Annotated in this window: 29 protein-coding genes; 11 read left to right on the top strand and 18 right to left on the bottom strand. The window is 42.8% G+C overall.

Features of this window, described 5'->3' with window-relative positions:
* Positions 1–32: 32 nt before the first annotated feature.
* The 4 genes from LEP1GSC192_RS17225 to LEP1GSC192_RS17210 are packed head-to-tail and all read right to left on the bottom strand — an operon-like array spanning position 33 to position 2,938.
* Complete coding sequence (locus tag LEP1GSC192_RS17225) at positions 33–1,235, bottom strand: ABC transporter ATP-binding protein (RefSeq protein WP_020771492.1); 1,203 nt, start codon at positions 1,233–1,235, stop codon at positions 33–35.
* Entirely contained in the window at positions 1,232–2,002 is a 771-nt protein-coding gene (locus LEP1GSC192_RS17220; protein WP_020771324.1) for an ABC transporter permease, read from the bottom strand. Before LEP1GSC192_RS17220 ends, LEP1GSC192_RS17225 begins: the two co-directional genes overlap by 4 nt.
* A 37-nt stretch (positions 2,003–2,039) precedes the next feature.
* Positions 2,040–2,711, bottom strand: a complete 672-nt coding sequence (locus LEP1GSC192_RS17215; RefSeq protein WP_020771294.1) for a RadC family protein — start codon at positions 2,709–2,711, stop codon at positions 2,040–2,042.
* Between the two features lie 2 nt (positions 2,712–2,713).
* Positions 2,714–2,938, bottom strand: coding sequence for a hypothetical protein (locus tag LEP1GSC192_RS17210; protein ID WP_010515858.1), 225 nt, complete (start codon positions 2,936–2,938; stop codon positions 2,714–2,716).
* Between the two features lie 287 nt (positions 2,939–3,225).
* Here LEP1GSC192_RS17210 and LEP1GSC192_RS17200 point away from each other — a divergent pair, with 287 nt between their 5' ends.
* Both LEP1GSC192_RS17200 and LEP1GSC192_RS17195 read left to right on the top strand, forming a co-directional pair.
* Positions 3,226–4,092 carry a hypothetical protein gene (locus LEP1GSC192_RS17200; RefSeq protein ID WP_020771148.1) on the top strand — a complete coding sequence of 289 codons (867 nt, stop codon included), beginning with the start codon at positions 3,226–3,228 and terminating at the stop codon, positions 4,090–4,092.
* Entirely contained in the window at positions 4,093–5,391 is a 1,299-nt protein-coding gene (locus tag LEP1GSC192_RS17195; protein ID WP_020771271.1) for a hypothetical protein, read from the top strand.
* Positions 5,392–5,477: 86 nt separating this feature from the next.
* On the opposite strand, the gene pssA is transcribed toward LEP1GSC192_RS17195, so the two are convergent.
* The 9 genes from pssA to LEP1GSC192_RS17150 all read right to left on the bottom strand — a co-directional run bounded on the left by pssA (position 5,478) and on the right by LEP1GSC192_RS17150 (position 14,544).
* Positions 5,478–6,236: a CDP-diacylglycerol--serine O-phosphatidyltransferase gene (gene pssA, locus LEP1GSC192_RS17190; protein WP_036090824.1), complete on the bottom strand. Its 759-nt coding sequence runs from the start codon at positions 6,234–6,236 to the stop codon at positions 5,478–5,480.
* Positions 6,233–7,249, bottom strand: a complete 1,017-nt coding sequence (tsaD, locus tag LEP1GSC192_RS17185) for a tRNA (adenosine(37)-N6)-threonylcarbamoyltransferase complex transferase subunit TsaD (RefSeq protein WP_020771153.1) — start codon at positions 7,247–7,249, stop codon at positions 6,233–6,235. The genes pssA and tsaD overlap by 4 nt, the downstream gene beginning before the upstream one ends.
* Before the next feature lie 4 nt (positions 7,250–7,253).
* Positions 7,254–8,621 carry a S41 family peptidase gene (locus LEP1GSC192_RS17180; RefSeq protein ID WP_020771529.1) on the bottom strand — a complete coding sequence of 456 codons (1,368 nt, stop codon included), beginning with the start codon at positions 8,619–8,621 and terminating at the stop codon, positions 7,254–7,256.
* Positions 8,611–8,913, bottom strand: coding sequence for a hypothetical protein (locus tag LEP1GSC192_RS17175; protein WP_020771425.1), 303 nt, complete (start codon positions 8,911–8,913; stop codon positions 8,611–8,613). The genes LEP1GSC192_RS17180 and LEP1GSC192_RS17175 overlap by 11 nt, the downstream gene beginning before the upstream one ends.
* A gap of 59 nt (positions 8,914–8,972) precedes the next feature.
* Positions 8,973–9,581, bottom strand: a complete 609-nt coding sequence (gene lexA / locus LEP1GSC192_RS17170) for a transcriptional repressor LexA (RefSeq protein ID WP_020771443.1) — start codon at positions 9,579–9,581, stop codon at positions 8,973–8,975.
* 55 nt (positions 9,582–9,636) lie between these two features.
* On the bottom strand, positions 9,637–10,818 hold the full coding sequence (locus LEP1GSC192_RS17165) for an efflux RND transporter periplasmic adaptor subunit (RefSeq protein ID WP_020771227.1): 1,182 nt from the start codon (positions 10,816–10,818) through the stop codon (positions 9,637–9,639).
* Positions 10,819–10,820: 2 nt separating this feature from the next.
* A complete protein-coding gene (locus LEP1GSC192_RS17160; RefSeq protein ID WP_020771369.1) occupies positions 10,821–12,281 on the bottom strand; it encodes a TolC family protein in 1,461 nt (486 codons plus the stop codon).
* Positions 12,282–12,355: 74 nt separating this feature from the next.
* Positions 12,356–12,949 carry a hypothetical protein gene (locus LEP1GSC192_RS17155; protein WP_020771438.1) on the bottom strand — a complete coding sequence of 198 codons (594 nt, stop codon included), beginning with the start codon at positions 12,947–12,949 and terminating at the stop codon, positions 12,356–12,358.
* A gap of 32 nt (positions 12,950–12,981) precedes the next feature.
* Complete coding sequence (locus LEP1GSC192_RS17150) at positions 12,982–14,544, bottom strand: lipopolysaccharide assembly protein LapB (RefSeq protein WP_020771305.1); 1,563 nt, start codon at positions 14,542–14,544, stop codon at positions 12,982–12,984.
* 70 nt (positions 14,545–14,614) lie between these two features.
* On the opposite strand from LEP1GSC192_RS17150, the gene LEP1GSC192_RS17145 reads away from it, so the two are divergent.
* From LEP1GSC192_RS17145 to LEP1GSC192_RS17125, 5 genes are read left to right on the top strand one after another with little or no spacing between them, the layout of a single operon-like run.
* Complete coding sequence (locus LEP1GSC192_RS17145) at positions 14,615–15,139, top strand: efflux ABC transporter permease (RefSeq protein ID WP_020771289.1); 525 nt, start codon at positions 14,615–14,617, stop codon at positions 15,137–15,139.
* Positions 15,136–15,801 (top strand): ABC transporter ATP-binding protein, encoded by a 666-nt coding sequence (locus tag LEP1GSC192_RS17140; RefSeq protein ID WP_020771412.1) that lies wholly within the window; start codon positions 15,136–15,138, stop codon positions 15,799–15,801. The genes LEP1GSC192_RS17145 and LEP1GSC192_RS17140 overlap by 4 nt, the downstream gene beginning before the upstream one ends.
* Complete coding sequence (locus LEP1GSC192_RS17135) at positions 15,798–16,703, top strand: ROK family protein (RefSeq protein ID WP_020771520.1); 906 nt, start codon at positions 15,798–15,800, stop codon at positions 16,701–16,703. Before LEP1GSC192_RS17140 ends, LEP1GSC192_RS17135 begins: the two co-directional genes overlap by 4 nt.
* The gene (locus tag LEP1GSC192_RS17130) at positions 16,700–17,047 is read left to right on the top strand and encodes a histidine triad nucleotide-binding protein (protein ID WP_020771192.1); all 348 of its coding nucleotides are present in this window, start codon (positions 16,700–16,702) and stop codon (positions 17,045–17,047) included. The genes LEP1GSC192_RS17135 and LEP1GSC192_RS17130 overlap by 4 nt, the downstream gene beginning before the upstream one ends.
* Before the next feature lie 19 nt (positions 17,048–17,066).
* On the top strand, positions 17,067–18,020 hold the full coding sequence (locus tag LEP1GSC192_RS17125) for a lysylphosphatidylglycerol synthase transmembrane domain-containing protein (RefSeq protein WP_020771232.1): 954 nt from the start codon (positions 17,067–17,069) through the stop codon (positions 18,018–18,020).
* Here the strand turns inward: LEP1GSC192_RS17125 and LEP1GSC192_RS17120 are convergent.
* Positions 18,017–18,445: a hypothetical protein gene (locus tag LEP1GSC192_RS17120; protein WP_020771311.1), complete on the bottom strand. Its 429-nt coding sequence runs from the start codon at positions 18,443–18,445 to the stop codon at positions 18,017–18,019. The genes LEP1GSC192_RS17125 and LEP1GSC192_RS17120 overlap by 4 nt on opposite strands.
* A 266-nt stretch (positions 18,446–18,711) precedes the next feature.
* Between LEP1GSC192_RS17120 and LEP1GSC192_RS17110 the strand changes: the two genes are divergently transcribed.
* Together LEP1GSC192_RS17110 and LEP1GSC192_RS17105 are read left to right on the top strand one after the other, a co-directional pair.
* Positions 18,712–19,998, top strand: coding sequence for a beta-ketoacyl synthase (locus tag LEP1GSC192_RS17110; RefSeq protein ID WP_020771343.1), 1,287 nt, complete (start codon positions 18,712–18,714; stop codon positions 19,996–19,998).
* A 7-nt stretch (positions 19,999–20,005) separates the two neighbouring features.
* On the top strand, positions 20,006–20,545 hold the full coding sequence (locus tag LEP1GSC192_RS17105; protein WP_020771257.1) for a SiaB family protein kinase: 540 nt from the start codon (positions 20,006–20,008) through the stop codon (positions 20,543–20,545).
* 111 nt (positions 20,546–20,656) lie between these two features.
* Here the strand turns inward: LEP1GSC192_RS17105 and LEP1GSC192_RS17100 are convergent, their stop codons facing one another.
* From LEP1GSC192_RS17100 to LEP1GSC192_RS17085, 4 genes are all read right to left on the bottom strand, one after another.
* Complete coding sequence (locus LEP1GSC192_RS17100; protein ID WP_020771084.1) at positions 20,657–21,421, bottom strand: PP2C family serine/threonine-protein phosphatase; 765 nt, start codon at positions 21,419–21,421, stop codon at positions 20,657–20,659.
* Between the two features lie 125 nt (positions 21,422–21,546).
* Positions 21,547–22,308, bottom strand: a complete 762-nt coding sequence (locus tag LEP1GSC192_RS17095; protein ID WP_020771334.1) for an SDR family NAD(P)-dependent oxidoreductase — start codon at positions 22,306–22,308, stop codon at positions 21,547–21,549.
* Positions 22,305–23,183: a four helix bundle protein gene (locus LEP1GSC192_RS17090; protein WP_020771223.1), complete on the bottom strand. Its 879-nt coding sequence runs from the start codon at positions 23,181–23,183 to the stop codon at positions 22,305–22,307. The genes LEP1GSC192_RS17095 and LEP1GSC192_RS17090 overlap by 4 nt, the downstream gene beginning before the upstream one ends.
* Positions 23,183–23,623, bottom strand: coding sequence for a thioesterase family protein (locus LEP1GSC192_RS17085; protein ID WP_020771359.1), 441 nt, complete (start codon positions 23,621–23,623; stop codon positions 23,183–23,185). The genes LEP1GSC192_RS17090 and LEP1GSC192_RS17085 overlap by 1 nt, the downstream gene beginning before the upstream one ends.
* A 329-nt stretch (positions 23,624–23,952) precedes the next feature.
* Here LEP1GSC192_RS17085 and LEP1GSC192_RS17080 point away from each other — a divergent pair, with 329 nt between their 5' ends.
* Together LEP1GSC192_RS17080 and LEP1GSC192_RS17075 are read left to right on the top strand one after the other, a co-directional pair.
* Positions 23,953–25,764: a CoA-transferase gene (locus LEP1GSC192_RS17080; RefSeq protein WP_036090815.1), complete on the top strand. Its 1,812-nt coding sequence runs from the start codon at positions 23,953–23,955 to the stop codon at positions 25,762–25,764.
* 72 nt (positions 25,765–25,836) lie between these two features.
* Positions 25,837–26,814 carry a ketoacyl-ACP synthase III gene (locus LEP1GSC192_RS17075; protein WP_020771385.1) on the top strand — a complete coding sequence of 326 codons (978 nt, stop codon included), beginning with the start codon at positions 25,837–25,839 and terminating at the stop codon, positions 26,812–26,814.
* The last annotated feature ends 38 nt before the right edge of the window (positions 26,815–26,852 follow it).

Here is a 26,852-nt window from a genome sequence, read left to right as displayed (position 1 = left end):
GAATCCTTTCAAAGGGGAGGCTGGGAAGGAATTTATCCGGAAAAATCCCCTTTTTTCGCCTCCACTTTGACCGGTATCCAAGCTGCACCTTCAAATTTAGGGACGTCCAATCTTTCCAGCTCGAATTGTAAAACCCCATCCTTCCAAAGATAGGAACCTTCCGCATGACTTTCCCCCGAATGTAATGCGATCCCTAAGGAGTATTTGCCTGGAGAAAGATTCATCGGAAAACGGAAATCGATCCGAACCGGTTCCTTAGGTTTTAGATTTTTTTGTCGTCCGCCTATATGGAATGTATTCGTTCCGAAAACACGGATCCCTCTATGATCATCGATATGAAAACCGACCGTTAGATCCTCAATAGAAGAACGGAATGTCGCTCCTACTCTCAAGAGAACTTCCGCACCTACAGGCAGGATAGAAGGATTGGATTTGCCGGCGTATTGGATCTCCACATCCAGAGACTCGACCAAAGAATCCTTATCCTGGATCTTAGTGTTTCCTTCTAAAGACGAAGATGCGATGATCTGCATATACTCCCTAAAGCCGTCTATCGGATCTCCATCGAATACTAGTTTTCCTCTTTCTAATACGAGAAGCCGCGTGCAAACTGATTTTAAAAGTTCCAGATCATGACTTACGATCAAGGTCAGAGTTCCTTCTTCGGAGAATTTACGGAATCTGTTTAAACTTTTCTGTTGGAAGCTTGCATCACCAACCGCTAAAGCTTCGTCCACTATCAGGATGTCAGGACGTTTTGCAGTCGCGAGCGCAAAACCCAATCTCATTGTCATTCCGGAAGAATAATTTTTTAAAGGGCTTTTGCGAAATTCGGACAAACCGGAAAAAAGAAAAATTTCCTCGGAGGATCGTATCAGTTCCTCAGGATCTAAGCCCCAGACCAAACCGTTATAGTATAAGTTTTCTTCCCCGGAAAGTTCCGGATTAAAACCCACTCCCAGTTCCAGGATGGACCGAACAGTTCCTTTTTTTTCCAATTTTCCGGTATCCGGTTTGGAAACTCCGGTCAGTAGTTTCAATAAGGTGGATTTACCCGCACCGTTACGACCGATAATTCCGATCACTTCTCCCTTCTCCGCAGAAAAAGAGATCCCGTCCAGCGCCTTATATTTTACGTCCAATCCGAAATAACCGAAGGTTATCGCGCTCAAGAGTCGATTCCAAGGTTTACTATAACCTTGGTAAGTTTTGGAAATATTCTCAATCCTGATCAAAGGTGATCCAACACTATCTGATTTAATTTAGTACGGCTCAAAAAAAAGATCCCCAAAAAAATCACAAAAAAAGGAAGAAAGTCCAAGGTCCCTACTTTCGGCTCGTATCCGACAAGTAAGGCGGAACGAAAAACTTCCAGAGGAAAGAAAAACGGATTAAACACATTCAATTTCCCTAAAATACCTTTGGACTCATAGAGAATAGGTAATCCCCAAAATAGAAACTGGGTCAATAATCTCACTAAAGGAGAAATATCTCTTAGAATAATATTCACTCTTGCCAAGTAACTTTGGAGACAGGCCAAAAATAATCCTGTGCAAAACATAGAAAGAAAAGAAAGAGGTAAACTCCATATCCCAAGTTTACCTGCCCATGCCAAAAATAGAAAGATCGGGATAGAAGTCACAATCCAATGCAGTAAAAACTGAACAAAAGGGATCCAAAGAAAAATTTCGGGACCCAACGGAGATCTTTTGATCAACTGTCTATTGTCCGTGAGAATTCCTGTACCTCGGATCAAATATTCCTGCAAAGGGATCCAAAACAGAAGCCCGCTAAGTACATTAGAAAAATATTCTATGGAATTTTCGCCCTGAGATCTGAAGCCTATAAAATAGAATACGACCGTATAAATTAGAATAAGACTTACGTTCTGTAGGAACATCCATGTCAGGCCCAATGCGGAACCTGCATACTGCAAAGCATAATCCCTTCTTACAAGAACCGATAAAATTCTGAGATTACGCAAAAAAACGAAAGAGGTCATCTATAACCTAGGATTGGAATTTAAGAGGAGAAATAGATCAGTTCCCTTCTAGTCGAGTAGATTGTTTGCAGGAAAAGATCCCGTCAATTCCAAAAATCCAATGGTCCAAGAGCTCTACATCCAAATTACCCAGCAGATCCTTTAGGTGAAAGTAAACTTCCCAATCCTCTTGGCTGGGATAACAGATCATACCTGGATGGTTATGGGCCAGTATCGCTTGAGAAGCTTCGTCGTTCAGTACGATCCGGACTAAATCCCTGGGAAGAACTCCCACTTCTTCCAAACTCCCTTTGGAAACGATCTCAACTCTTAAAAGATCACCTGCAGGAGAAATGGTAGCTAAAACAAAACATTCTCTTTTTAAAGGGGAGAATAAGCCCTGCAAATAAGAAGAAAGTGTGGCCGGGTTATAACCCGTCATTCGGATCGATTTGTATTTGAGTCTTTTAGCAAGCTCTAAAGCGGCGAGTAAGGTAGAAATTTTTGCCCTACCCAATCCGTTGATGCGGAAATTTCTAGGAATATTGGATGAGAGAAGTCCTCCCAGTCCTCGGGATGTTTTTAGAATATCTCGGCTGAGATCTTCGACAGGAAGGCCTCTGCTTCCTTTGCCCAAAAGAACGGCAATCAGCTCCCAATCCTCTAGACTTTCCGCATCGTGAAAGATACGAGACCTAGGATCAGGGCCTGAGCCCCAGCGCTCAGCCAAGTTTAAATTTTTCTCAGGTTCTTCTTGCTCAGCTCGGAAAGAGTTTCAGAGAACCAATTTCCGTCCTGGACCAAGTCCCCTTGGAAGGATTCTTCCAAATAATCCGCGAAGGTCTTAGAGTTCGGTTCAGAAGAACGAACTTTTTCCCTCCAATCGAACCCTGCTCCAGCGAGACCTTTACGGTTTCTCTCGTAAGCACCTGAATCTTGTAGAGATCGAATCATCATAACTTTCTCTCCCTCGCCTAGTTAGACGACATAAATTGAAATTTTACCACCAATAATCTACTAAACGGTTATTAATATACTATACGCATTTATAGCAACCGTCAAGCGTTTACTGTATTTTTTTAGAGAAATTTCCAAACTTCTGCCCGGAACTCTCTCCATCACAAGATCCATTCTACTTCTGACCCGGACAAATCCGGACCTCGAACCGGATTTTCTTTGGGAAAAAATAGACCGGTCCCGTAAAAATCGCACTCGTCACTGACAATATTTGACCCGTCTCGGGAATGAGGTTCCCCTATTTAGCCATCCTTCTTCTCCCCAGTACGTTTGTTTTCGGGTCCGATCGAAACATACCGGCAGAAATCTGGTTCCGACCTTGGTGGAACGGAGGGGAAATATCCTTTTTTGGAATATATGGAAAAGAAGAAGTTCCGCTCTCCGGAATTTCACTCCAGCTCCCATTCTCATTCGAATCCAAAGAAGAATATAGGCTCTCCTATGTTCGCAGCGGCCGGAACAAAGAAGGGAAATTTTTCGAAACAGTTTCCTTAGCTTATCAAGTAGAGCTAAATAAAAATTTCGGCTTTAGAGTCAGGTTCGGAACGGGAGGTTTTGAGCCTTCTTCTTATTTTACTTCACTAGGGATCTATAACTCCAAACTGAGTTGGGATCTTTTCGGAAGAAAGGACCGGGAAGAAAATTCCTTAGGAGTATTACTCAACTCTTCTCGAGACACGGAATTTAGGATCGGTTTAGGACTCGAAAGGATCCAAAGCAGCTCTTCAGATCCGGAAGATAGGATCTCTATCGGGGTTTACTGGAACTGGGAAGGATTTCTAGGACAAATCGAAGGATTTGAATCCCGGAAAGATCCGCTCGGAATTGTTGGACTCGGATATTCTCCATTTTATAAAAAAGAAGAAGGTCCCGAATCGGCAACTACATCGCAAATTCCCGTCGAAAGAACGAATATATACCCTTCTCTCGAAACGGAAGAACTTTTAAGATTTGGATTTTCCTTACAAGAATCCATTTTCATTTCTTCACTTTCCAAGGGACCTGCTGAAAAATTCAAGGCCTATCTGGATTCAACTCCGGAATCGAAAAGAAATAAAATCAAAAAACTGATCCGCACCAAAAGGGGTTTTTGAATGAAAAGATCCCTTCTTCTATTATTTCTTTTTTCGAATATTCTATTTGCGGAAAGTAATCCTTCTCCTTTTTCCACAGGAGTTTCCTTTTCCGGATACGATTCCAGGTATTATACAAAAAGACAAGAGACTGTCTGGTTTAGGGGAGAAGTCTGTTTAAAAGATTTTTTCTTTATCTTTCCGAATGCGGATTGTCCAAAACATAAGGTATTTTTAGAAAAAAGAGGGGAAACTTACTTAGGTTCTTATCAATTCGAAAATAATAATATATATCTTTCTTACGGAAATCGGTTTAGGCCTCTCAATCATTTTTTCTTTTTAAGGGAAAAATTCGATTTTTCATCCTTCTGGTTTTTAGAACAACCGACTGTAAGAACAGGATTTTTAGGTCTAAAATTTAAGGAAAGTATATTAGGAACGTATTATGCGGAGAACTCAGCGGGCAAACAGCCGGGCTTCTTCTTCAAACCGTATAAAAATTATTTGGAACTCGCGTATTCTCCCCAAACGAAGGAAGGATTTATGCTTTTTGAATTTCCTTCTTCCGAAGAAAGAAAATCGGAAAAGAAAACTTACTGGTTTCGAACTGAAATTTTCGGGACCAAAACGGATCTGCAAGGGATCGTATCCGCCTCTTGGTCGGATAAGGAGAAGGATAAAAGAATATTTGCCTCAGGATTTAGAGGAAGAGCGGAACAATTATTCCAACTTTCGGAAAGAACAGACCCGGAAGAAAAAGCGGAAATTTTCAGATTCGTCTGGGAACCGGCTGCTTATAGAAGATTACAATTTGCGGAATCCAGTCGATATTCTTCGGACGGCAAAGAGATCTATTCCGCACAATCCGCTTTAGGCAGGATGGAAATAATAGAATTTCCTTGGTTTGCGATCCTTGCTCAAGCCAGGGCTTATCATTTTTCGGATCATTCTTCCTGGGTTTGGGGAAAGGGTTTATATCTATCCTATCAGAGAAAATTTTGGAGATGGGAGATCGGACAGGAGTGGAGAAAAAACGGAGATAGACTGACCGAAGCAGGATTACAAATCTCTATCGGTAAAAATTGGAAGATCTATTCTAGCCTGATCTACGCGGAAGAAAAAAATTTACTCCCAGCATTCGCAGAAGAATCCATCACCCCGGAGGAAACCGGACTAGTCGTAACGGATAAATCTTTTTATTCTTTCTTGAGGATCTTTCATCCTTACTTTGCGATCCATATCCGCCACACTCGAGAGAAGGAAGGCAAAGGAGACGGTTTAAGTATGAGATTTCAGATGTATATTCCGCTCTTCGATTAAGCACCAACGGCATATTACAAATATAAAGGAGAAGCGCCCATTCGATTGCTTCTCCTTTATAAAAACTTAATGTTTAATAAAAATTTTTAGTCCAGTTTGACTCTCAACTCTTGCAGAATATGGATGAGGAAAGTCAAAATCCCGGAGAAGATATATAGACAGATCAATCCATACACAAGCCAAGGCCAACGAGCAAAACCCACGAAGAACAAGGCGATCAAAGCGGCGCCAAGCATCAAACCGGCGCGTAACGGAGACAGTTTGGAACGAATTGCCACCTGAGGTTTTCCATAACGAATATTAGAAACCATCAAAAAAGCGATCAGTATAAACAAAGGGATTCCGAGCCAATGAGGAAGAGTATGATCTTTCCCTAAAAAGATCGGAAGAAATCCGATCGTAATTCCTGCGATCGGAGAAGGTAATCCGGTAAAAGAAGAAGGATCATGAGCCACATTAAATCTTGCTAATCTATATGCGGCGCAAGCAGGGAAAATCGCCGCGATCAACATTCCGATCGGGAAAAGATCCTCTTTTCCGAATACGTCCACTTTGTATTCTCCCAAAACCATATTATAAAAAAGGAATCCGGGTGCGATACCGAAAGCGGTGAGATCCGCAAGGCTGTCCAGATCGGCGCCGAGTTCACTCGTTGCATCCAATGCTCTTGCCACCATTCCATCCAATCCGTCGCAGATCGCTGCGAGTAAGATAAAAAATCCGGAGAGTATATAGGATTGAGGTCCGTTCCCTGTGGCCTCGGAAGCGATCAATATGGAAACGAATCCCATACTTAAGTTTCCGAGAGTGATCATATTTGGAATCCAATGTAGCCTGCGATTCATATATAGGTCTCCTGCCTTACCGGACTTACGGTAAAGTCCAAACTCTTAGAATATCCCTGCTGAAACAGATAATAACCGAGGGCGGCAACCATGGCGCCATTATCCGTGCAGTAGATCTTTTTTTGGGGAGAAAAAAATTCCAGGGAATTTTTTTCCGCGAATTGGGATAATCTGTTACGAAGTGTGGAATTCGCCAAGACCCCTCCTCCTGCCAGGATCCTTTTGATCCCGGTAATGGAGACTGCACGTTTTAAATTTCTTTCCACAAGCTCGAAAGCCGTCTTTTGGAAATGATAACATACCGCCTGAGTGGAAAGTTCCGGTTGTTTCGCGATTAAATGAGAGACCGCAGTTTTTAAGCCGGAAAAAGAAAACGCCACTCGATCCTGCTCTAGGTTCCTAAGCAAAGGAGGCAAAAGATCTTTTTCCTTAGGACTAGGGACATACTTAGATGCTTCTTTTTCGATCGGAGGTCCGCCCGGATAAGGCAAGGACAATAGGCCGGCCACCTTATCGAATGCCTCTCCCAAAGCGTCGTCCATCGTATCTCCCACCACTTCCATTTTGCCGAAATGTGGGATCTTAAAGATTGCGGAATTCCCGCCGGAAAGAAGTAAACCTAACACCGGAAAGACGGGCTCCACTCCTTCTAAATGTAATACCGCGAAGTGAGCCTGCAAATGACAAAGGGGAACGATAGGCGTTCCGTACACCGCGTGGATGGACCTAGCTAATTGTGCCCCGATCATAAGGGAACCTGTCAAACCGGGAGATCTAGTCACGGCAACGTAGTCCAGATCGGAAAGTTTCAGTCCGGATTCTTCCAAAACTTCCGAAAGTAAAGGATTGATCTTTTCCAGATGAGCGCGAGACGCGATCTCCGGAACAATACCTCGAAAAGGTTTATGCAGATCTATCTGACTGAAAATTTTAAGGGAAAGTAATTCTTTCCCGTTTTTTACGATAGCAAGACTAGTTTCATCGCAGCTAGTCTCTATTCCAAGACCGATCATAGTTTTAAGATTTGGAAGAAAGTAGATCCACCGCTTTTTTCAATTGTGGATCCAATTCCAAATCGGTCATAGTTCTGTCTTTTTCCGCTTGGGTTTTATTTTTATAAACCGCTTTTGCGACATCTGAACTAAGTTTGATCCCATGCTCTTTCAGTGCCTTTTCGAAATTTACGAAATTCTGCTCATTATAATCCGGATACTTGGAAACAAGTTGATCGAGTAACTTTTTCTCGCTCATTTTTCTGAGATAAAAACGATCGTCTTCGTTCGGTTCTATTCCTTTTACAGTCACATCGGGCTGTATTCCTTTTCCATGAAGAGATTTACCGGAAGGAGTATAATATTTTTGGACGGTGAGCTTTACGGCCATTCCGAAAGAAAGCGGATACACGATCTGAACGGAACCTTTTCCAAAAGACGTAACCCCTACAATTTTTCCTCTTTTATGGTCCTGGATGGCTCCCGCAAAAATTTCGGATGCGGATGCGGAACCTTCGTTGATTAAAACGACCAAAGGTATGGAAGTATATTTGTCTCCCTTGTTTGTGGACTTGGAAACGTCGGCAAGTTCCCCTCCTCTTCCTTTCACGGAAACTATATCCAATCCTTCCGGAAGAAAAATATCGGACAATGCAACAGATAAGGGCAATAAACCCCCGGGGTTCATTCTCAGGTCGACGATCAGTCCTTCCGATTTTTTATCCGCGAGAGACTTTAGATGTTTTTTAAATTCTTCTAATGTGTTTTCTCCCATAAATTGGTTCAAACGGAGATAACCCACTTTTTCCTTTTCAAAAAAGAAAGAACGAACATAACGTATTTTAATATTTTCGCGTACTAAAGTGAATTGTAAAGGTTCTTTGATATTTTTCCTTTCCACCTTGATACTTACGGAACTTCCCGGCTTTCCACGCATGAGTCTGATCCCTTCTGCATAGCCCAAATTTGCCGTACTTTTTCCGTCTATCTCGATGATCCTATCTTGAGGCAAGATCCCTGCTTTCATTGCAGGAGTGTCTTCGATAGGAGAGACTACTACAATAGCTCCGTCGGTATAAGCCACTTCCATTCCGACTCCACCGAAAGATCCGCGAGTTTCTTCCCGCATCTGTCTGTATTCTTCTTCTTCCAAAAAAGTAGAATGAGGATCTCCCAAAGATCCCAACATTCCTTTGATCGCACCTAAGAACGCTTTTTCCTCATCTACGGTTTCCACATAACCGTTTTGCATGAGTCCGAAAACTTCATGGAATAATTGCAGGTATTTTTCGGCGGTTTCGGAAACCGCTTTTGCTTGTACCGGTCGGAATACGAGTGTGGTAAATAGGATCAGAACCAAAGCGGCCCAGGCGAATCTTTCCTTATTCTTCATTTTTGCCGACCAATGCGAAGTATGTCTTCGGATATTTGATTCGAATTTGTTCCATTACGGAATCCTTATCTAGTTGATATCTCTCGCAGGCAGCTTCCAAAATTTCGGGATCCTTTCGAATGGATTGTTCGGAGGTGTAATTCAATCTTTCCGCAAGGCGGGCCTCGGTCAGATATTCAAGTACAAGTTTTAAGTCCCTGTCACCGATCTCTTTTTTTCGGGAGGCACAATCGAATAATAGAAATAAAAGGAAGAAGGCCGCGAATACGCGGAAAAAGGAAAGATAGTTCACTCTTTCAAAATCTTTCCTCTCTCAAGGGCTAATGTCAACTCCGAAATCCGAAGTGTTGGTCAATAGGTACGATAAAGACCGATCAACTTTCCTACGATGGTTACTTTCTTACTACGAATGGGTTTGTATTTTGGATTTCTAGCTTCCAGACGAATATGATCCGCTTCTTTAAAATAAACTTTTAAAGTCGCCTCGTCCTCGATCAGCGCCACAACGATCTCCCCATTTCTGGCTATATCCTTTTTCTGGATAATTGCCACGTCTCCGTCGTTGATCCCAGCTTCTATCATGGAATCCCCTTGCACTTTCAAAGCGAACGTAATCCCTTTGGAGGCCATCTCTTCCGGAACTGGGATATACGCTTCGATATTTTCTTCGGCCAGGATGGGGAGTCCGGCGGCTACTCTACCTAAGAGCGGGATACTTGGGGTAGGAACCGGTAAACTTTCGAATGGACTTTGGCGGGTAAGCTCTATAGCTCTGGATTGATTTTTGGAGGTCTTGAGGTATCCTTTTTTCTCGATGGCTTTCAGGTGATCGTAAGCACCTTTTGCAGTGATCCCAAACTCATCTCCAATCTCTCGGATCGTCGGTGGAAAGCCCCTTTCTTTGATCACATTGGTAATAAAATGTAAAACTGCGAGTTGCTTTTCCGTTAGATCTTTCATGCTTAACAAGTTATTAGTGAATAAATGTTGTGCAAGTACTTTTTTGGTAACAGATCTAAAACTTCATAAATTCGCTTTTGAGCACGAATGAACCTTTCGAAACGACTTCGGCGCCGTCCGGAAGTCCACCTAAGATGATAATATCGTCTTCTATCGTGTCCCCTACAACTACGCTAACCGCTTCGAAATTACCTTCTCCACGAGGAATGAATACGAAAAATTTTCCTTCTATCTCATGGACAGCTTCTAGAGGGATCATCTTACGTTTTCCGCCTCCGGTGCTTACCACAAGGCCGGCTACTTTTGCAGTAACCGTTTGACCAGGCTTTAATTTATTTCCTTTATTGGAGACCATGATCCTGAGTTTCGCAGTACGTTTTACGCTATCCAAAACCGTTCCTACGTAAGCCACTTTCCCTAATATCTGAACACTGCTGTGTTCGTCTCCTAGAGGGAAGATGGTAGCCTGAGCGCCTTCTTTCACCCCGCCTAGATCCTTTTCATACACGTCCAGTAAGACCCAAAGATGACTTAAGTTTGCGATCGTAAATAGTTCTTCGTTACGAGTCACCTGTTGCCCTAGGATGGCTTTTCTTTCCGTAACTTCTCCGTTGATAGGACTTCTCAGGATCAAGTTGGAAGAAACATAGATCCCTCTTTCGATTCCTTCTATTTCGGAAGGGGTTAGACCGTAATTGTCCAGTTTTATACGAGTGGTCTCCACTTCCGTTTTTGCGGTTTTATATTGCATGGTGGCGAACTCGTATTCTTTTGCAGAAGTAACTTTCATTTCAAAAAGTTCCTTAGCACGATCCGCTTGCATTTTTAATGCATCCAAGGAAGCCCTTGCTTTAACGTAAGCGGCTTCCACTTCTCCCAATTGGATGGAGGAAAGAATCGCCAAAGGTGATCCTTGGCTCACTCGATCTCCTTCTTTGACTAAAACTTTTTTGATCCTGGCTTCGACCTGAGAGCCAACCTTTGCCATACTTTCCGGATCGTAAGTAATCCTACCGGGCAATGCCAGTTCTTCGAATTGAGAGACTTCTTTTAAACCGACGTAAGTGAGAGGATGTCTTCGTAATACGTCTTCCGGGACCGTGAATATACTTTTGTTCTCTTCCGTGATCTTTTTTTCGGGTTTCTTTTTGGAAAAGTATTTGAACCCGAAAAATACGATCGTGATCCCCAAGGCTAAAACGATCAGAACTTTATATTTTTGGAATAATAGTTTCATTTTCATTCTCCCTTCGCCTTGTTTGCAGAAGAAATTTCCGCGATTTTTCCGGTTGCGGCCTTGTAGTTTTCCACCGCGTTAAAATATAAATACAATAAATCGTAATATTCCCTAAGGATAGTGAGGTAATTTTTTTCCGCTTGGAGGAAGGTTACTTGATCGGAGGCGCCGCGGACATATGCTATTCTGGACTTCTCTTCCAATTGTTTGTTCTTTTGGAGCAAGTTGATCCTTTCGTATTTGGTTAAAAGTTCCTCTCTCGCCAAGAGTTCTTTTTTTGCGGCTTCTATCTCGGCGATTACTTCCCTTTTTTTTGCGTCCAGGGCCAATTCGAATTTTCTATATTCTTCTTTTGCGGAATATACTTTTCCTTGACCTCTATCATTTAAAGGAATAGGTATGGAGGCGAATACTCCTCCATAATTTTCCCCACCTTTGACTCTCCATTCTCCGCCTAATTGCAACCAGCCGAAGGACTCCCTTCTTTGCAGTTCTATATTCATCTTCTTCTCTTGGAGTCTTTGTTCCAAGGCGGTTACGTCAGGGCGTTCTATGGAAGGAAAGTCCTCTTTTAAATGAAGTCCCATTTCTTCCAATGGCCTGAATTTCATGGAATCCACTTTGAATGCGAATACACCTTCTTCTTCCGATAAACCGGTGAGAATGCGTAAGTCTTTTTCGATAACTTGTCTGCGAACGATCGCATCACGGTAGAATTTTTCTACCTGTATCCTTTCCAACTCCAAACGTTCGAATTCCAAAGGAGAGATATCCCCTTTCTGCACTCTAAACTTTGTGAGTTCCAAAAGATCGCTGTAATTTTCGTAGAATTCCTTGTTGGTGTCCACTAAAAGGGTGAGAAATACGAATGCCCAATAATTTTGGCGGAGTCTCATTCGGAAAATACGGTCGAAATTCCTGAAATCCTGGATGGATGCTTCGAATGATTTTTTGGCCACTCTGGTCCTAAGAGGTACGACCCCATACACGTCCACTTCTTGGTACATTCCGGGTGCGGTCTCAGGACTTCCCCCCTGGGAGTTAGGAGTTCCACCGATGAACTGTTGCTGGAATTGAATGACCGGATTTCGATATAAGGAAGCGGTGATCACCCGTCCTCTTTCGATCCCCATATTTTGTTTTTCGGATAAATACAGAGGGTTATTGGAAATCGCATATTCAGTCAAACGATCCACATCCCAATCTATGACCTTTCCGGAATTCGGGGCCGCACTTGTCGAGGCGCTGGCCGTATCGGTAGTTTGGTTGGATTTATAGATTGAACTTCCCTTTTTATCTTCGCTAGTCGTTTCAAAAGGGATCGTTTCCGGAAAGACCAGGGTCCCGAAGGGGAATAAGAACGCGGACGCTGCAAAAATAGAAAGAAGGATCCAACTTCTGTTTTTTTTATCGGAAGTTTTATCGAGTATATCTTGTTCGTGTTCCGATTGGAAGTCTCGCATCCTCTTTCCTTATGGCTATTTCAATATCACGCCCTGGTACCGCAAGTCCGTTTGCCTTTTTAGAAGATTTCATTTTAAAAAAGCCGGAATAAATACCATTTTCCGTCCTGCTTTATAAAATACGGATTGATGAGCTCTCTTTCTAATTTTTGGTTCTCTTTAAACTTGAGTTTCAACTCGCAAGCACTCTTGCTCTCGTAATAAAAATCGACCTCTATTCCTTCGGAAGAAAGTAACAGATCCCTAACTGTTCTTACTTCTTTCGAGTTCTTCTGTTTTTCTAATAGTTCTCTATCGAAGAAGTATATGCGAAAATAATTATCTGGAGTAGAAAGCTCTTGGATAAGTTGTTCTCTGGTCCGATTCCCTTTTATGTCCAGAAAGATCCCTTCTTTTCCCGATACGATCTCCGGTAAAAAATCCAAGTCTCTTGCGATCGTTCCTGAAACAAGACGTTTTATCAATTTCAGGATCTCTTCCGTATCCTTGGAATGTTCTCCGGTATGTCCTGCTAAAAAAACTTTTCCTTTGACGATATTGGGAGGGATTTCCGGACTTCGCTTAGCAGAAAGAGCAAATTCCCCTCCTGTCGCGCAAGAAATTTGTAATAAGATTAGAAGTAATAGTCCTCTGAACAAAACGGATCCGTTGAAAGATGGATGGAACATTATTGAGACCCGTAATAAGACCGAAGGTTCCGTTAACCTTGGGATTTAAGCGCCTTTTTTAAAAGTTCTTCTAAGTCTTTTCCGTAGAGTACGGAGAGTCTGGACGGATTATCGGCTAAAAACCTACGGGCACCTTCCGTAAAATCCGCATCACCGACAACAAAGGCCTTGTCCAGGCCGAGATCTTTTACCTGGCCTAAAGTATCCCTTAAGAATATATCCGAAATTTTAGCGTCCTTCCATTTCCTGAATTTAAAAAGAGCTCTCGTTTCCTTATCCGTTTTATTTAGGCCTTGGAAATTAACCCCATCCCCTTCTTTGTTTGGGATCTCCCGACTCACGGTGTAATTCAATGCGAGCACAACTTTTACGCATAGATTTTTGAAATCCACACCCTTTAAGGATCTGTAATGATCCATGGCGCTGATCCCGATCTTGTTTACGTCGATTACGATCTTATTTCCTTCTTCGTCTATGATCCCTTTGATATGGAAGGACTTGGAAGATTTTAAACCCGAGATCTCATAATAACGTTCCACCGGAAATAGTTCCGTGAATAATTTTCCAAGCTCTTGATCCGGACTGAATCCGCTCTTGGAAACCTTACCAAGTTCCAATCTTTTGGTTTCTACTTGGTACTTATAATTTGCGAGCTCTATGATCCGATCGTCGTCCACTCTTTCGGATTCCGCTTCGATCAGATACTCGCTAGCGTCTTCCAATCTCCCCATCTTAACAGCCACAAGGGAGAAATGGAAATCGGAGTCTATCATCTCCTGTTTCCATCCGTTATTCCTTGCGATTTCCATACAAAGTCGGGCGTGCTTTAATGCCTCGTTCCAATTCTCTTTTAGTATGAATTCCAACATGATAAATTGGAATAATGTGTAACGAACATACTCGTCTGTGACAACATCAACTACAGAGTTTGCTACACGGATTGCCTCGTCATGTTCTCCCGCTCTGGACAGAGAGATAGCGTATAAAAATCCCCCTACGGAAGACGTTGGATCCTCTTCGTATGCTTTTTGGAAATACGTCCTTGGATCTCCTTTTCGTAAGATCCCTGCAACCACTCCCTTTGCTAAGAGTAAGGCAGGCATTTTGATCTTCTCATCCGGGATCCTGGAAAGAAATTTATCTGCGATCCCGAATTCTTTTTGGCCGATCGCCATAAAGCCGATCCGGATACAAGCTTCTAAATTATCCGGGTCTACGGAAAGAGTATCCGAATAATGGAATACGGCCTCTTCAAATAGATCTTGTTGGTAATATATATCAGCAATCCGATTGGAAACCGCTACCTCCGAAATTTCCTTATCGAAGTTCCCGATCTTTTTGATCTTATCGAGATGTTTCGCTTCGTTATTATAATCGCCCTCCATGGCGTAAATTTTCGCCATGATAAAATGGGCCCTGGTGTTAGATGGATTGGAATCAAGAATGTCTCGGATGAGGATCCGAGAGTCGACGTAATTTCCCATAGCCGCCAAAGCCAGAGCTTTCTCAAACGAATCCTTTTTGGACTGAATGAGAAACGAACCTGCCGCGACGATCAGGATGATTCCAGCTGCTACGAGAATTACAAAGATCATTTTTCGGAATTTCTGCTATTAACTAAATAAATGTTGGATAAAATCAAACGTTTTCAATATCCTGCTCCCGATGGGAAGAATCACTTACCTGAGGTTTGCATTTTCCCTCTTCCTCCGGGACTCGATCACCAGCTTTTTGCACGTCGTATTCTCGACGTTTTTTGCCTACGGATTTTTGTTCGGAATTTTCTCCCTTCGTACGGAAAAAAGACCCACGGACGTTTCTAGTATCGATCTATTTCTGAATTCTCCGTACTTGGTTTTATCTCTTTGTGGCCTTGCTTTAATTTTTATGAGCATAGTTCGGGTGATGACTCGTTCCGGGGATAACGGAATTATGATGGCTGTGGGGGGAAACCGCCAAGGGGTTATCCTCCTTCAAACCGTGGAACTCTGGATCATTCATGGGATCGGGTTCTTACTTTCGTTCATTTTAAGCGTTTTTATCCCTATCGGAAAGTCCGAATTAATCTCTCCTTTGGACTATATCACAAGTTTTGGTTCGGAAGCCATTCTAATCGGCGGAGTCAGCGCACTTGTAGCCTATTTATACACCTTGGTTGATCCATACAGATCGATCCGGAGGGGAAAATGATCCTTAGGATTAATAATCTCTCCAGGCAATACGGTTCCACTAAGGCGGTCAATGGGATCTCCTTCGATATCAACCAATCCGACTATGTCGCGATCGTAGGACCTTCCGGTTCCGGAAAGACCACACTACTTTCCATGATCACAGGAATGTTGACCAGTAGTTCCGGAGAGATCTATTTTGATACATTAAAACTTTCCTCCATGACCAAAGGGGAACTTGCTCGATTCAGAGCGAAAAACATAGGATTGATCTTCCAATTTTCGGAACTGGTCTCTCATCTAAGTGTGGAAGAGAATATCCTTCTACCTGCATTACTCGTAGGAAAATTCGAAGAACAGGAATATAGAGAAAAATGTGAGTATCTGATCTCCAGTTTGAATCTTCATACGATACGCAATCAACTTCCAAGTAGTCTTTCCGGCGGTCAGATCCAGATGACGGCGATAGCGAGAGCACTTATCAATGAGCCTGAAATACTTCTTGCGGACGAACCATCCGGCGACTTGGATCCGGAAAACAGCGAATTAGTACGTAAACTTCTCTCAGATTTTAATTCGAGAGGACTCACGATCCTACTCGTGACCCACGATATGAATCTGGCATTCGACGCTAAAACGATCTACGAAATGAGAGAAGGAAGTTTTACCAGAGTCGTTAAATGAGTTCCATCATAGGCGTAGATATCGGCGCCCAAAGTATCAAGGCATGCCTTACCAACGAATTGGGCAAAATAATTTCCCATTCCGATCGAAAGACCGGACCGGAAACGGATTCTAAACTATTTTTATCTACTTTAGAAGAACAGATCTCCGAACTGATCTCCGAATCCAAAGATCCGGTGACAGGGATCGGACTCGGGAGTCCCGGGCCTATAGATAAAGAAAACGGAATATTGATCTCTTCCGCTAATCTTCCCTTATTAAAAAATGTTCCATTAGTCGATTTTTTAAGGAAGAAGTTCAACATTCCGGTATATTACGATAATGACGCAAACTGTGCGGCGCTCGGAGAGTATTGGTTCGGAGAAGGTAAAGCTTCACCGAATCTAATCGTTCTTACCCTTGGAACGGGGCTCGGCGGAGGATGGGTCTTCGAAGGAAAATTGTTCGACGGATATCTTGGAAATTCCATGGAAGTAGGTCATACTACCATCCATCCGGGTGGAGCGCTTTGTGGGTGCGGGCAAAGAGGATGTGCGGAAGCTTATTTTAGTGCGAGCGGATTCTCTTCCAGATTTTTAGAAAAAACAGGATCCAAACTTCCCGATATCGAAACTCTTTTCGACCTGGCTTCCAAAAATCATAAGGAAGCGAATGAGATCTTGGAAGAAGGATTAGAATGTTTGGCGCAACTCATGCGTAATCTGATCCATTTGTTCAATCCCGAACATATCGTATTATCCGGAGGGATAGCCAAGTCCTATCCCTTTTTCGGAAAACGACTTGAAAACAGGGTGAAAGAAATCATATTTCCCATATTCAAAGAATACGTAAAGATTCTTCCGGGAAAATCGGTCACCGGTGCTCTGGGAGCCGCAAGTTTATGTTTGGATAATAGGTCATGACAGATTCGTGCATATTTTGTAGACTGATCAACAAAGAGATCCCTGCTAAGATCGTTTTTGAGGACGAGAATTTATTAGCTTTTCATGATATTGCTCCTCAGGCACCCGTCCATATCCTGGTCATTCCTAAAAAACATATCGTGGACATCGACAAAACCGGAGCGGAAGACAAAGCGCTTCTGGGAGAAATTTTATTTAGAGCCACCGAGATCGCAAGATCCTTAGGGCTTAATAAGGAAGGTTTCCGGATCGTAAACAATATGGGCTTACTCGGCGGTCAAACGGTTTTCCATCTTCATTTCCATATACTGGGTGGAAGACAAATGAAATGGCCTCCAGGTTGATCTGTAGCGAGGATCTATTTTGAAAAAATTATTAGTCGGGTTCGGGATTAGCGCTTTATCTCTGGGTTTTTTATTTTGGAACCTGGATCTTTCCGGTTTTGCTTCCATTTTAGAAAGATGGCAGCCAATCTACTTATTTCCGTTCTTTGTCGCCATTCTTTGGGGATTACTTCTGTTCTCCTGGAGATGGTATTTACTTTTAAACAAAAAAGTCCCGTTTAAGACTGCACTTCTTTCCGCGTACATAGGAGTCGGAGCCAACCAATTTTTGCCTGCAAGAGGTGGGGATATATTTCGTCTCTATCTTTGCAAAAAAGGAGAAAATATCGGTTACGGAAGTTTGGTTAGCGGTATTTTTTTAGAAAAGGTGTTGGACTTCTCCTTCATATTTTGCGCTGGCCTTGGCGCCCTTTTTGTTTTAGGAGTGAATGGGTCCGAAACAAAGATCCTATTTCCTTTATTAGGAATCTTCGGAATATTTTCCGCGCTTGTTATCGTCCGTTTATTCCATAAACAACTGATTTCCTTGGGAGAATTTTTATTTTCCAGAATCAGGAAGAAGGAATTTTTCTCGGAAAAATTAGCGCCACAGGTCGCTGAACTCGGAAGTTTTTTAACTTTTCGTAATGTTTCCAGTTATGGAGTCTTAACAGCCGGCACATGGCTTTTCGGTTATGCGATCCATTATACTCTTTTGCAATACTTGGTCGGGATCCATTTAAGCCCCTTAGAGACCGTATTTATCATGTTCTGCGGTGCCGTGGGTGTAATGGTACCTTCCGCACCATCCGGAGCCGGAGTGTATCATGCTTCCATCACATCGGGATTCGTTTTATTAGGAAGGGAAAGTTCGGAAGGATTGGTATATGCAACCACCGTTCACCTAGGACAAATGGTCGCACTTGGAATTTTGACGACTATACTTTATGTGTACTGGTCTTTTACCGAAAAGGAAAAGGTCGCCGTTAATTAAGGAATTTCCGGTTGGGCGATCTTACGAAGTCCTTCGCAGCCAGGCACACCTAATTGTTTTGATTTTTCTCTTTGGAACATATCGCAAGTGGATTTTTCTAAAGCCGATACGCAGTTCTCGAATTCTTGGGCCATTTCGGGAGTGGCTTCTTCTCTTTTGGCTTTTCTTTGTTCTCGTGCCTGATCGAAATTTTCCTTAAAAAAAGTAACACAAGCCTCTTGAGATTGTAGAAATGCGGGAAGAGTGTTCCTGTATTTAGGAGGGATCTTTTCTATCTCTTCTTTTCCACATTCGATTACCTTAGAACAAAATGCTAATTGGAACCTAGGTCCTAATTCCATAATTTTCTGTTCGGGAGATTTGGAACAATTCACTAAAGCAAAAACTGCAATCGATAATAACATTATATTTTTTATATATTTCATACGATGACCTCTGGAAATTTTTTATCAATATTAGGATCCCTGGCAGATCCGAAAACCGTTTTTCAAAAACCGCTCGCCGAAAGCCTAATCCTGGTTTGGGAGAATTTCGGACGGAATTTCACAAACAAGCGGAACTTCTACCCATTTTGCCCGTGTATTTCCGGTTTTATGGGAATTTTCTCCCTTTTTTGCGTCCTATATGTTTCGGAATGATTTTTTTATTTCCAAATCTAATCCACCTAGGTAATTTCTAAACCCGCTATTCTATGGATAAATCTAAAAACGGAAAAAACTCCCGAGTAGTCATCACCGGTATCGGAGTCATTCTTCCGAACACTTTTTCGGTGCAGGACTTCTGGACAAATCTTTCGGAGGGAAGATCCCAACTGGATTTTATCACTCGTTTTCCTACGGAAGATTTCCCGATCAAGGTCGCAGGAGAAATGAATACTTTCGACTGGAAAAAACATCTGCCGGACTTGAGCGATAAATATTCCAAAAATTATAATACGGAAACTCTCGCACTCATGGCAGCTATGGAAGAAGCCAATAAGGATGCAGGTATAGCTAAAGGAGACTTGCATCCAAGCAGAGTCGGTTTTATAGATTCTTCATCCAGAGCTTCTATGGCTTGGTGGGATTTTGCTTGGAGAAAATATTTGGAAGAAAAGGATGATAACGTGTTCGATCGTTATTCCGTTCTTACTTCCATGGCTTCCAATCCTACGAACTTAACCGCAATTAACGCGAATATCCAAGGTTTCGTGACAACGGTTTCCGCAGCTTGTGTGGGCGGGCATCATGCGATCAGTTTATGTTACCAGGCGATCCGTAAAGGTAGAGCGGAAGTAATGTATGCTGGGGGTCACGAATTTCCTCTTCTCAAACCTTTAATGATGATGTACTCCGACCCAATGAGTCGGGTCATGTCTTTGGAAAAGGATAATCCCAAAAAAGGGATACGGCCTTATGATAAGAACAGAGACGGGTTCTTATTGGGGGAAGGTGCAGTCGTTCTTGTCATGGAAAGATTGGACAGAGCCTTACAAAGAGGCGCCAAAATCTATTCGGAAGTTTTAGGAACTTACAGTTATAATGAAGCGGACCACGCGATGAGAATGGACTTAACCGGTAAAAAGGCCACAACCGGTCTTAGACATCTCATGAAGATCAGCGGACTTCGTTTGGGAGATATCGATTATTTTTGCGGGCATGGAACCGCCACGCATAATAACGATTTAGCGGAGAGTCGAGCGATCGGTCATCTCTATGAGGGTCGGCCCAAATTTCATTGGGCTCCCGTCGGTTCAATTAAACCTATATTCGGTCATACATTCGGAGCGGCGGGAATTATCAATGTAGCTGCAACTTCTCTTATGTTGAAAAATCAGATACTCTGTCCAACCATCAACCTGGAAAATCCGGATCCCGAATGCGATCACGATCATATCGCAGAAGGAGCCAGAAAGGCGAAAATCAGATATGCGATTTCCATGGCGTTTGCAATCGGAAGCCAATCTTCATTCGTAAGTTTGGCGGCGCCGGAATTTTGAGGGGTATATGCAATTATCAAAACAATATAATGTTCTTAAAAGGACCGGAGTCGCTCTCCTTTATAAGGGACCTTTTTCGGAGACCACCATTTCTTCCTTAAACGATCTTCTAAAGGAAAAGTTAGAAGGGGAAAAGAAGAAGAATCGTATCCTCACCGTGTTCGTGGAAATGGCCCAGAACGTTGCTCATTATTCCATAGAAAGGGACGAAAAAAGCGGGATCGGGATCTTAGTATTAAGAAGAAAGGCGCATAATTGGGAACTCAATTGTGGGAATGCGATCTCCCGAGAGCAGGCCGAGTTCTTAAAAAGTAAATTGGAAGAGACTAAAAAACTTTCTCAAGAAGAACTCAAACAAAGATACAACGAACAGATCCGTTCCGATAGACCCGAAAAAAGTAAGGGCGCAGGTTTAGGATTTTTTGAGATCGCAAGAAAATCGGATATGCCCTTGGTATACCAATTCGAGGAGGCGGACAACGGGGACCTATTCTTCCGATTGACCGCCCGATTTCTGTTAGAAGGCGCCTATTCTTCCAATCTTTAAAAGTTGAGAAGCCGCCATTACCGACATAGAATTACATAAATCTAAGAGCGTATCGTAAAAACATTTTAATTTTTCTTAGATTTCTTGGAATAAGCTTTTAAATTTATGTAATCAAACTGAATCGATCTTGATGATCACAATCGTGTGATTGTCCCTGGTCAGTCTGAGGTTGGCTTCTTCCGACAGTATCCTGCAGGTTTCTCTAAGATCCTCGTGTTCTCTCAGGATCTTTTCTATCTGGTCTATATTCAGGACTTCCGTGAGACCATCGGTGCAGATCAATATAAAATCTCCCGGAGATAATTTTCCCGAATAGTCGAATGTATCCACTTCTATACTTTTAGTTCCGCCGCCGATACAACTAGTTAAAAGATTTCTTCCGTAACTGGTTCCCAACTCTTCTCCGATATTATGATCTACCGTTACCTTGCTAAGTCCGTTCTTCGTAAAATGATAAAGGCGACTGTCTCCTACGTTGAAGATCCAGGACTTTCTTCTTCCCAAAAGGCAACCGACTAGAGTGGTCCCCATCTTCGGTTTTCCAATGGATTCACCGTAGGCGTTTACTTCGTTATTAATTTTTCGGATCAGGTTTTTCCAGCCGGAGGAAGGTAATTCTTCGATAGGACGGATCGCTTTTTCCATCCATGCAAGTTTTTCTAATGCAACTCGACTTGCGATCTCTCCAGCCTCGTGTCCGCCGAGCCCATCCGCCAATGCAAAAAGTCCGGAAGATTCTTCCGTGTCTAATGTTCGGACTGTTTCCGATTCTCCGTGAGTTTGGCCGCATACCAAACTATCTACGGTTAAAAAAGAATCCTCGTTATGAGAACGAAAGTTTCCTTTATCCGTAATTGCGTAATACCGGAGTTTCATATAATTTTCGAAACGGAATTACGCAATGTTGACTCATCCAAACTTTCCTACAAGAAAAAAGATTACGTTTTCTAGATGAGAAAATAACGAAATTTTGATGGATTCCTGTGAAAAATCTTTCCTTTTTACTTTGCAGTATAGCCGCCATCCACCGGAAGCGCCACACCGGTAATAAAGGAAGCCTCGTCGGAACATAACCAAACCGCCGCTTTAGCGACTTCTCCCGGTTCGGAAAGCCGATTGACCGGATGTAATCTGGTGATTTTTTTCTCCGCTTCTTTCGGATCGGAAGAAGACTGAAATAATCCCTCCAACATTTCCGTTCGGATAAATCCGGGACATACTGCGTTCACTCTGATCTTTTTTTCCGCGTATTCTAATGCAGCGGATTTTGTAAGTCCGACTACTCCGTGTTTTGCCGCGGAATAAGGAGCCACTTTCCAATCTGCACCGACTAACCCCGCGATAGAAGATACGTTAACGATAGAACCTCCCCCTCTTTTTAAAAGAAGTTCTATTTCATGTTTCATACAAAGCCAGGTGCCTTTTAGATCCACTGCGATCACTTTGTCCCAAACTTTCTCGGGATATTGGTGAAGATCGCTAGCGAGTCCTCCCACTGCGGCGTTATTCACTGCGTAGTCCAGGCCTCCGAATTCGGACTCGACTTTTTGTACCAATTCTTTTACTTGAGAATCGTCCGACACATCGCATCGAAAGAATTTTACCTTTCCACCCAGTTTGGAAATTTCTTCTTCCGTTTTTTTTCCTTCTTCTTCTCTTCTTCCGCAGAATAGAACTTTCGCACCTCTGGAAACGAATTCGTGTACGATTGCTTTTCCGATCCCTGCGTTCCCGCCTGTGACTAATGCGACCTTATCTTTCATCGGATCTTTCTAGTTTCTCCGGTCCTGACTTTGTTCAGATATTTTTTAAGATGAGAATTGATCGTCTGAAGATCATCCAGTTCTTGAGAAGGATCCACTTTTCCAAGATCCGCAACTAAGATCAGAAGATATCTCAGCTCTTCCAAATGTACTTTCGCTCTTAGGATATTTTTTACTTTTTCGGCGCGGATCCGGGTTCCCCAGGCTCCTGCGATCCTGACAGGCAATAAGGAAGAAATGGATCTGATATGTTCCAAAAGGCTAGGTTCCACTTTACCTTTCCAGGTTTCACAAAGTTCGTATAAATGAAGAAGGAACACGTGAGCCAAATTCCAAACTTCCAATTTACGGAATCCGAATACGAATCCATCGGGTCCTACGGCACTCGAGATCTCTTTTCCGATCTCGGGACTTTGCATCTTGATGTATTTGCCTGTATCGAATTTCTTTTTGAATTCGGAAGGAACAGGAACTACTTTTCTTTGTTTATAATCGAAGAATAAAACTCTGATCTTTACGAGGGATACCTTCTCCGCTCGATTCCTTTTGGAAAGCCGGAAGTATAGATCGAAAGACTTCTCCCCGAAATTATCCAAGGAAACGTCTATAATCACTTTATCCTTATATAATAATTCTCCTTGGTATTGTATGGAAGCATTCGCGAATATGATACTATTTCCATGTATATCGGTTACGGAATAACCCAGGTATTGGAAGAATTGAAGGTGAGCTTCCATCACAAGATCCAAAACGCTTGCGAAAGAAACGTGTATGTCCAAACTCAGATCGATCTTACGGATCGGTATCTCCGTCGAAAAATAATATTCCGAAGGGAACTCAGCTTCCGTCTGAGAAGTTTGGACCTTGGAATTCATTATTCGAATTTCGCCCTAAATGCGGACGGGATCTCCAAGGTTTTTTTAGAAACATAGTCGTAAAAGACTAGAGAAATTTTCGCAAGGCCCACTTCTTCTTTGGAAACTTTTTGAGAAGCGGAGATATGTAACTCGCAGGACTTCTTTCCTAAATTAAAAACTCCTGCGGAAAATTCCAGGACGTCCCCTGCTTTCGCTTCGGACTTATATTCCACTTCCATTTTTGGGATGATGATATTGGCCCCTGCAATATTTGCCTTAGACCAGGAGTACGCCTCTAAGAAAGTATCGAACACTTCGTTCACAAGCGGGATAAAGGTTTCGTAGGTTAGGTGAGAAACAAAAAGTCCGCCTACTACTGTGGCGCTCCTGGTATCGGATCTGCGGACAACAAGTTCTGTCTTAAAAGTAGAAGACTCTTGATTCGTGGATTGAGACATCTGATTTTTTTTCTCGAAGGGTTCTATCTTAGTATCGGAGTCTGGAAATCCGATCTTAAAGCCTGGGAACCTGGATCAGAATGGATTGGAGGGATGTTCTGAAATTTTTTATACCGAAGTCTGGTAAAAAAGAGAGGCCTAATCCCTCTTATTTAGTAAACACTCGCATTAAACGATGTTAGTCTTTCTTTGCGAAATATCAGTGGATTTAAGCTCACGATTTGACAGTATTTTCACACATATTTCGTATGAATTCGGCCTTTTTTCCGTCAAAAATTTAACCTTTGGTGAAAAAGCTCTTTGTCCGGGCTTTTTTGCAAAATAAACGAATGCCACAAGAATCGAAACATCAGACTACTCAGATTCTTTCCGATCCTGACTCCCTTGTACGGGAATTCGTCAAACCTGGCATGTACATACATTTGGCCACTACCATGTCTAGGCCGAATGCACTTATCTATTCTCTCTCCAGAGTTTTTGACGGAACAAATCCCGAGTTTACCGTAAGCGTGGCCGGTATTCATTCTAGCGCTCATTGTCTCGCTCTTTCCGGCATTGTAAAAAAGATGATCACCGGTTTTGCCGGAGATAATTATCCTAAGCCAAGTCCGAACGGATTATATAAGGACTTAATGAGAGGAAAACCATTCGAGTTGGAACTTTGGTCCCTTCTTAGCTTGGTGCAAAGATTGATAGCAGGGGCCATGAAACTTCCGGGCTTTGTTTCGAACTCTTTAGTAGGGTCTGACCTAATTACGGACAAGTTAGGAAAGACTGCATTCTTATACCATAAACCAACCGACGGAAATCCTTTCGGAGAAGCTGCAAGCCCTCATCTAGATTCCGAAAGTAGAGGAACAAAAGAAAAGGACATGGTGGTCCTTCTTCCGCTCTGCCCCGAAATCACATTGGTCCACGGCATAGTTGCGGATGAAGACGGAAATATCGTTCTCTCACAACCTGGGGGAGAAGGAGCATGGGGTGCGCTTGCCGCCACAAAAGGTGTGATCGCTACAGTGGAAAAGATCGTACCAAGAGGAACCTTGCCTCCCGAACTAGTGCATATACCCGGCACGAAAGTTTTAGGGATCGCTCCCGCAAGATTCGGGGCTCATCCTCAATCCTTGCGAGTCCAAGGTTTTCCCGAGATCCCGGCATTCGAAGGTGTGGAATCCTATCTGGACGATTACGAATTCCAAATGGAGGCCAATAAAGCGGCAGGCATTCCCGCTAAGGCCGAAAAATGGTATAAAGAAAACGTAATGCTAGTAGGAGGTCATGAGGAATACCTGGAACTAATGGGAGAAGTCAGGCTTAGACGTTTAAAAATGACTCCTCCGGAACATTCTTTATCCTCTCCGGAAGATCCGAAAACGGTAAATGATTCGGAACAGATGATCATTCTTGCCGCAAGGGCAATCATAGAGAAGGTCAAAACAAAAGGATACAAAACAATTCTCGCAGGAATTGGAGCCGCACATATCGCCGCCTGGACAGCGGCCAAACTTCTGGAAAAAGAAGGGATCCATATCAAAATCGTCGCAGAGCTCGGATTTTATGGAATGAAACCTTTTGCGGGTGATGTGTTTCTTTTCAGCCAACTTCATACACACCAATGTTCTATGCTCTCGGATATAGTAAGTATATTGGGAACCATCGTACCTGACGATTGTTTGGGAGTGATCGGGGCTGCCGAAGTGGACTGGTTCGGAAATATCAACTCCGTCCTAGATGGAAAGGGGAACTTTTTAGTAGGGTCCGGAGGAGCAAACGATATTGTTTCCACAGCGGATACCATCGTTGTAGCGAAGGCAAACCGTTTCCGTTTCGTACGAAAAGTAAAACATATCACTTCTCCCGGAGACAGGGTGATAGAAGCAGTATGTCAATACGGTAGATTCCAAAGGTCTCCTTTTTCGGATCACCCTTTCGAATTGAGCTCCTGGCTTGCTCCCGCCTCCGACGACGAGATGGAACCGGAAGAAGCTGTTCTAAGATATACACTTTGGCTTCCTCCTGACGAGGACCTTCCTATTGCCCAAGAACCGGCAATCAATTCGGATGAATTGACGGCACTCAGAGAATTGGATCCGGAAAGAATTTATACGGAACAGTTTATGGTGTATACCCGTTTGCCTTAAGTATGATAAAGATGAAGCAAAAGATTGGAATTATGACTGGAAATTTATTATGGACCAAAGGAGTATTGATCCATGGCGAATTCTAAAAACCTAGTTTCGAACGGAGTTCGAATTACCGGGATCGGGCATTATCTCCCGGAAAGGATCGTTACCAACGATGAAATTCGTCCTAGATTAAAATATCCAGAAATGCATCCTGCCGAAAAAGCGGTCATCGGAAATATAGGTGTAACGGAAAGAAGAAGGGCGAATGAAAAAGAGACCGCCCAGTTCATGGCCGCGGAAACCTCCAAAATGATCCTGAAAGATGCAGGCAAAAAAGCGGAGGATGTGGACTTATTCATTCTAGCAAACTGGACGGACCGCCTCTATCTTCCCGACCTAGCTCCCCAGGCTTCTAAACTTGCGGGAACTTCCAACTCATTGGCATTCGATATATGTACGGCCTGTACCGGCTTTGTGCACGGAGTACAAATGGCATCCGCTTTCTTAAGCAGCGGTAAATTTAAGAACGCACTCGTCATCGGCAGCGAAAGATTTTCTGTCAGAACCAAAATGAACGGTTATGGAGAATTCACAGCAGGTGATGCGGCGGCCGGAGTACTTTTGGAATACACCGGAAATACAGAATTCGGGATCATAGATTCCTTCTTAAAGGATGACGGAGATCTTTCCAATATCATTGAGATCGGACCAGGACCGAATTTTTATATAAAAAGTTATCCGGAACTTGTAACCAATGCTGCGGATCTTACACTTTCATCCATGGATGATCTATTAAAAAAGAACGGTATAACCTTGGAAGATATAGACTGGGTCATCCCTCATCCGGGAACGGACGTAGTCGTGCAGGATGTACTGAACAGAACAAAATTCCCAAGAGAAAAAATACTTCTGAATTTTGAAAGAGTGGGAAATACTTCGGCTGCATCCATTCCGATCGCATTATCCGAATTTTATTATAAAGGGATCGTCAAAAAAGGTGATTTAATCCTTTCCCCTGCAGTTGGAGCCGGATTTTATTGGGGCGGACTTTTGTATCGTCTCTGAAAATTCGATATTTAGAATAATATATTAGGGTCTGTCCC

It is taken from the genome of Leptospira sp. B5-022 (assembly GCF_000347035.1).
In the GTDB taxonomy this organism is placed as follows: Bacteria; Spirochaetota; Leptospiria; order Leptospirales; family Leptospiraceae; genus Leptospira_B; species Leptospira_B cinconiae.
The sequence above is the reverse complement of the archived record's forward strand: the minus strand, read 5'-3'. Positions and strand labels throughout refer to the sequence as shown.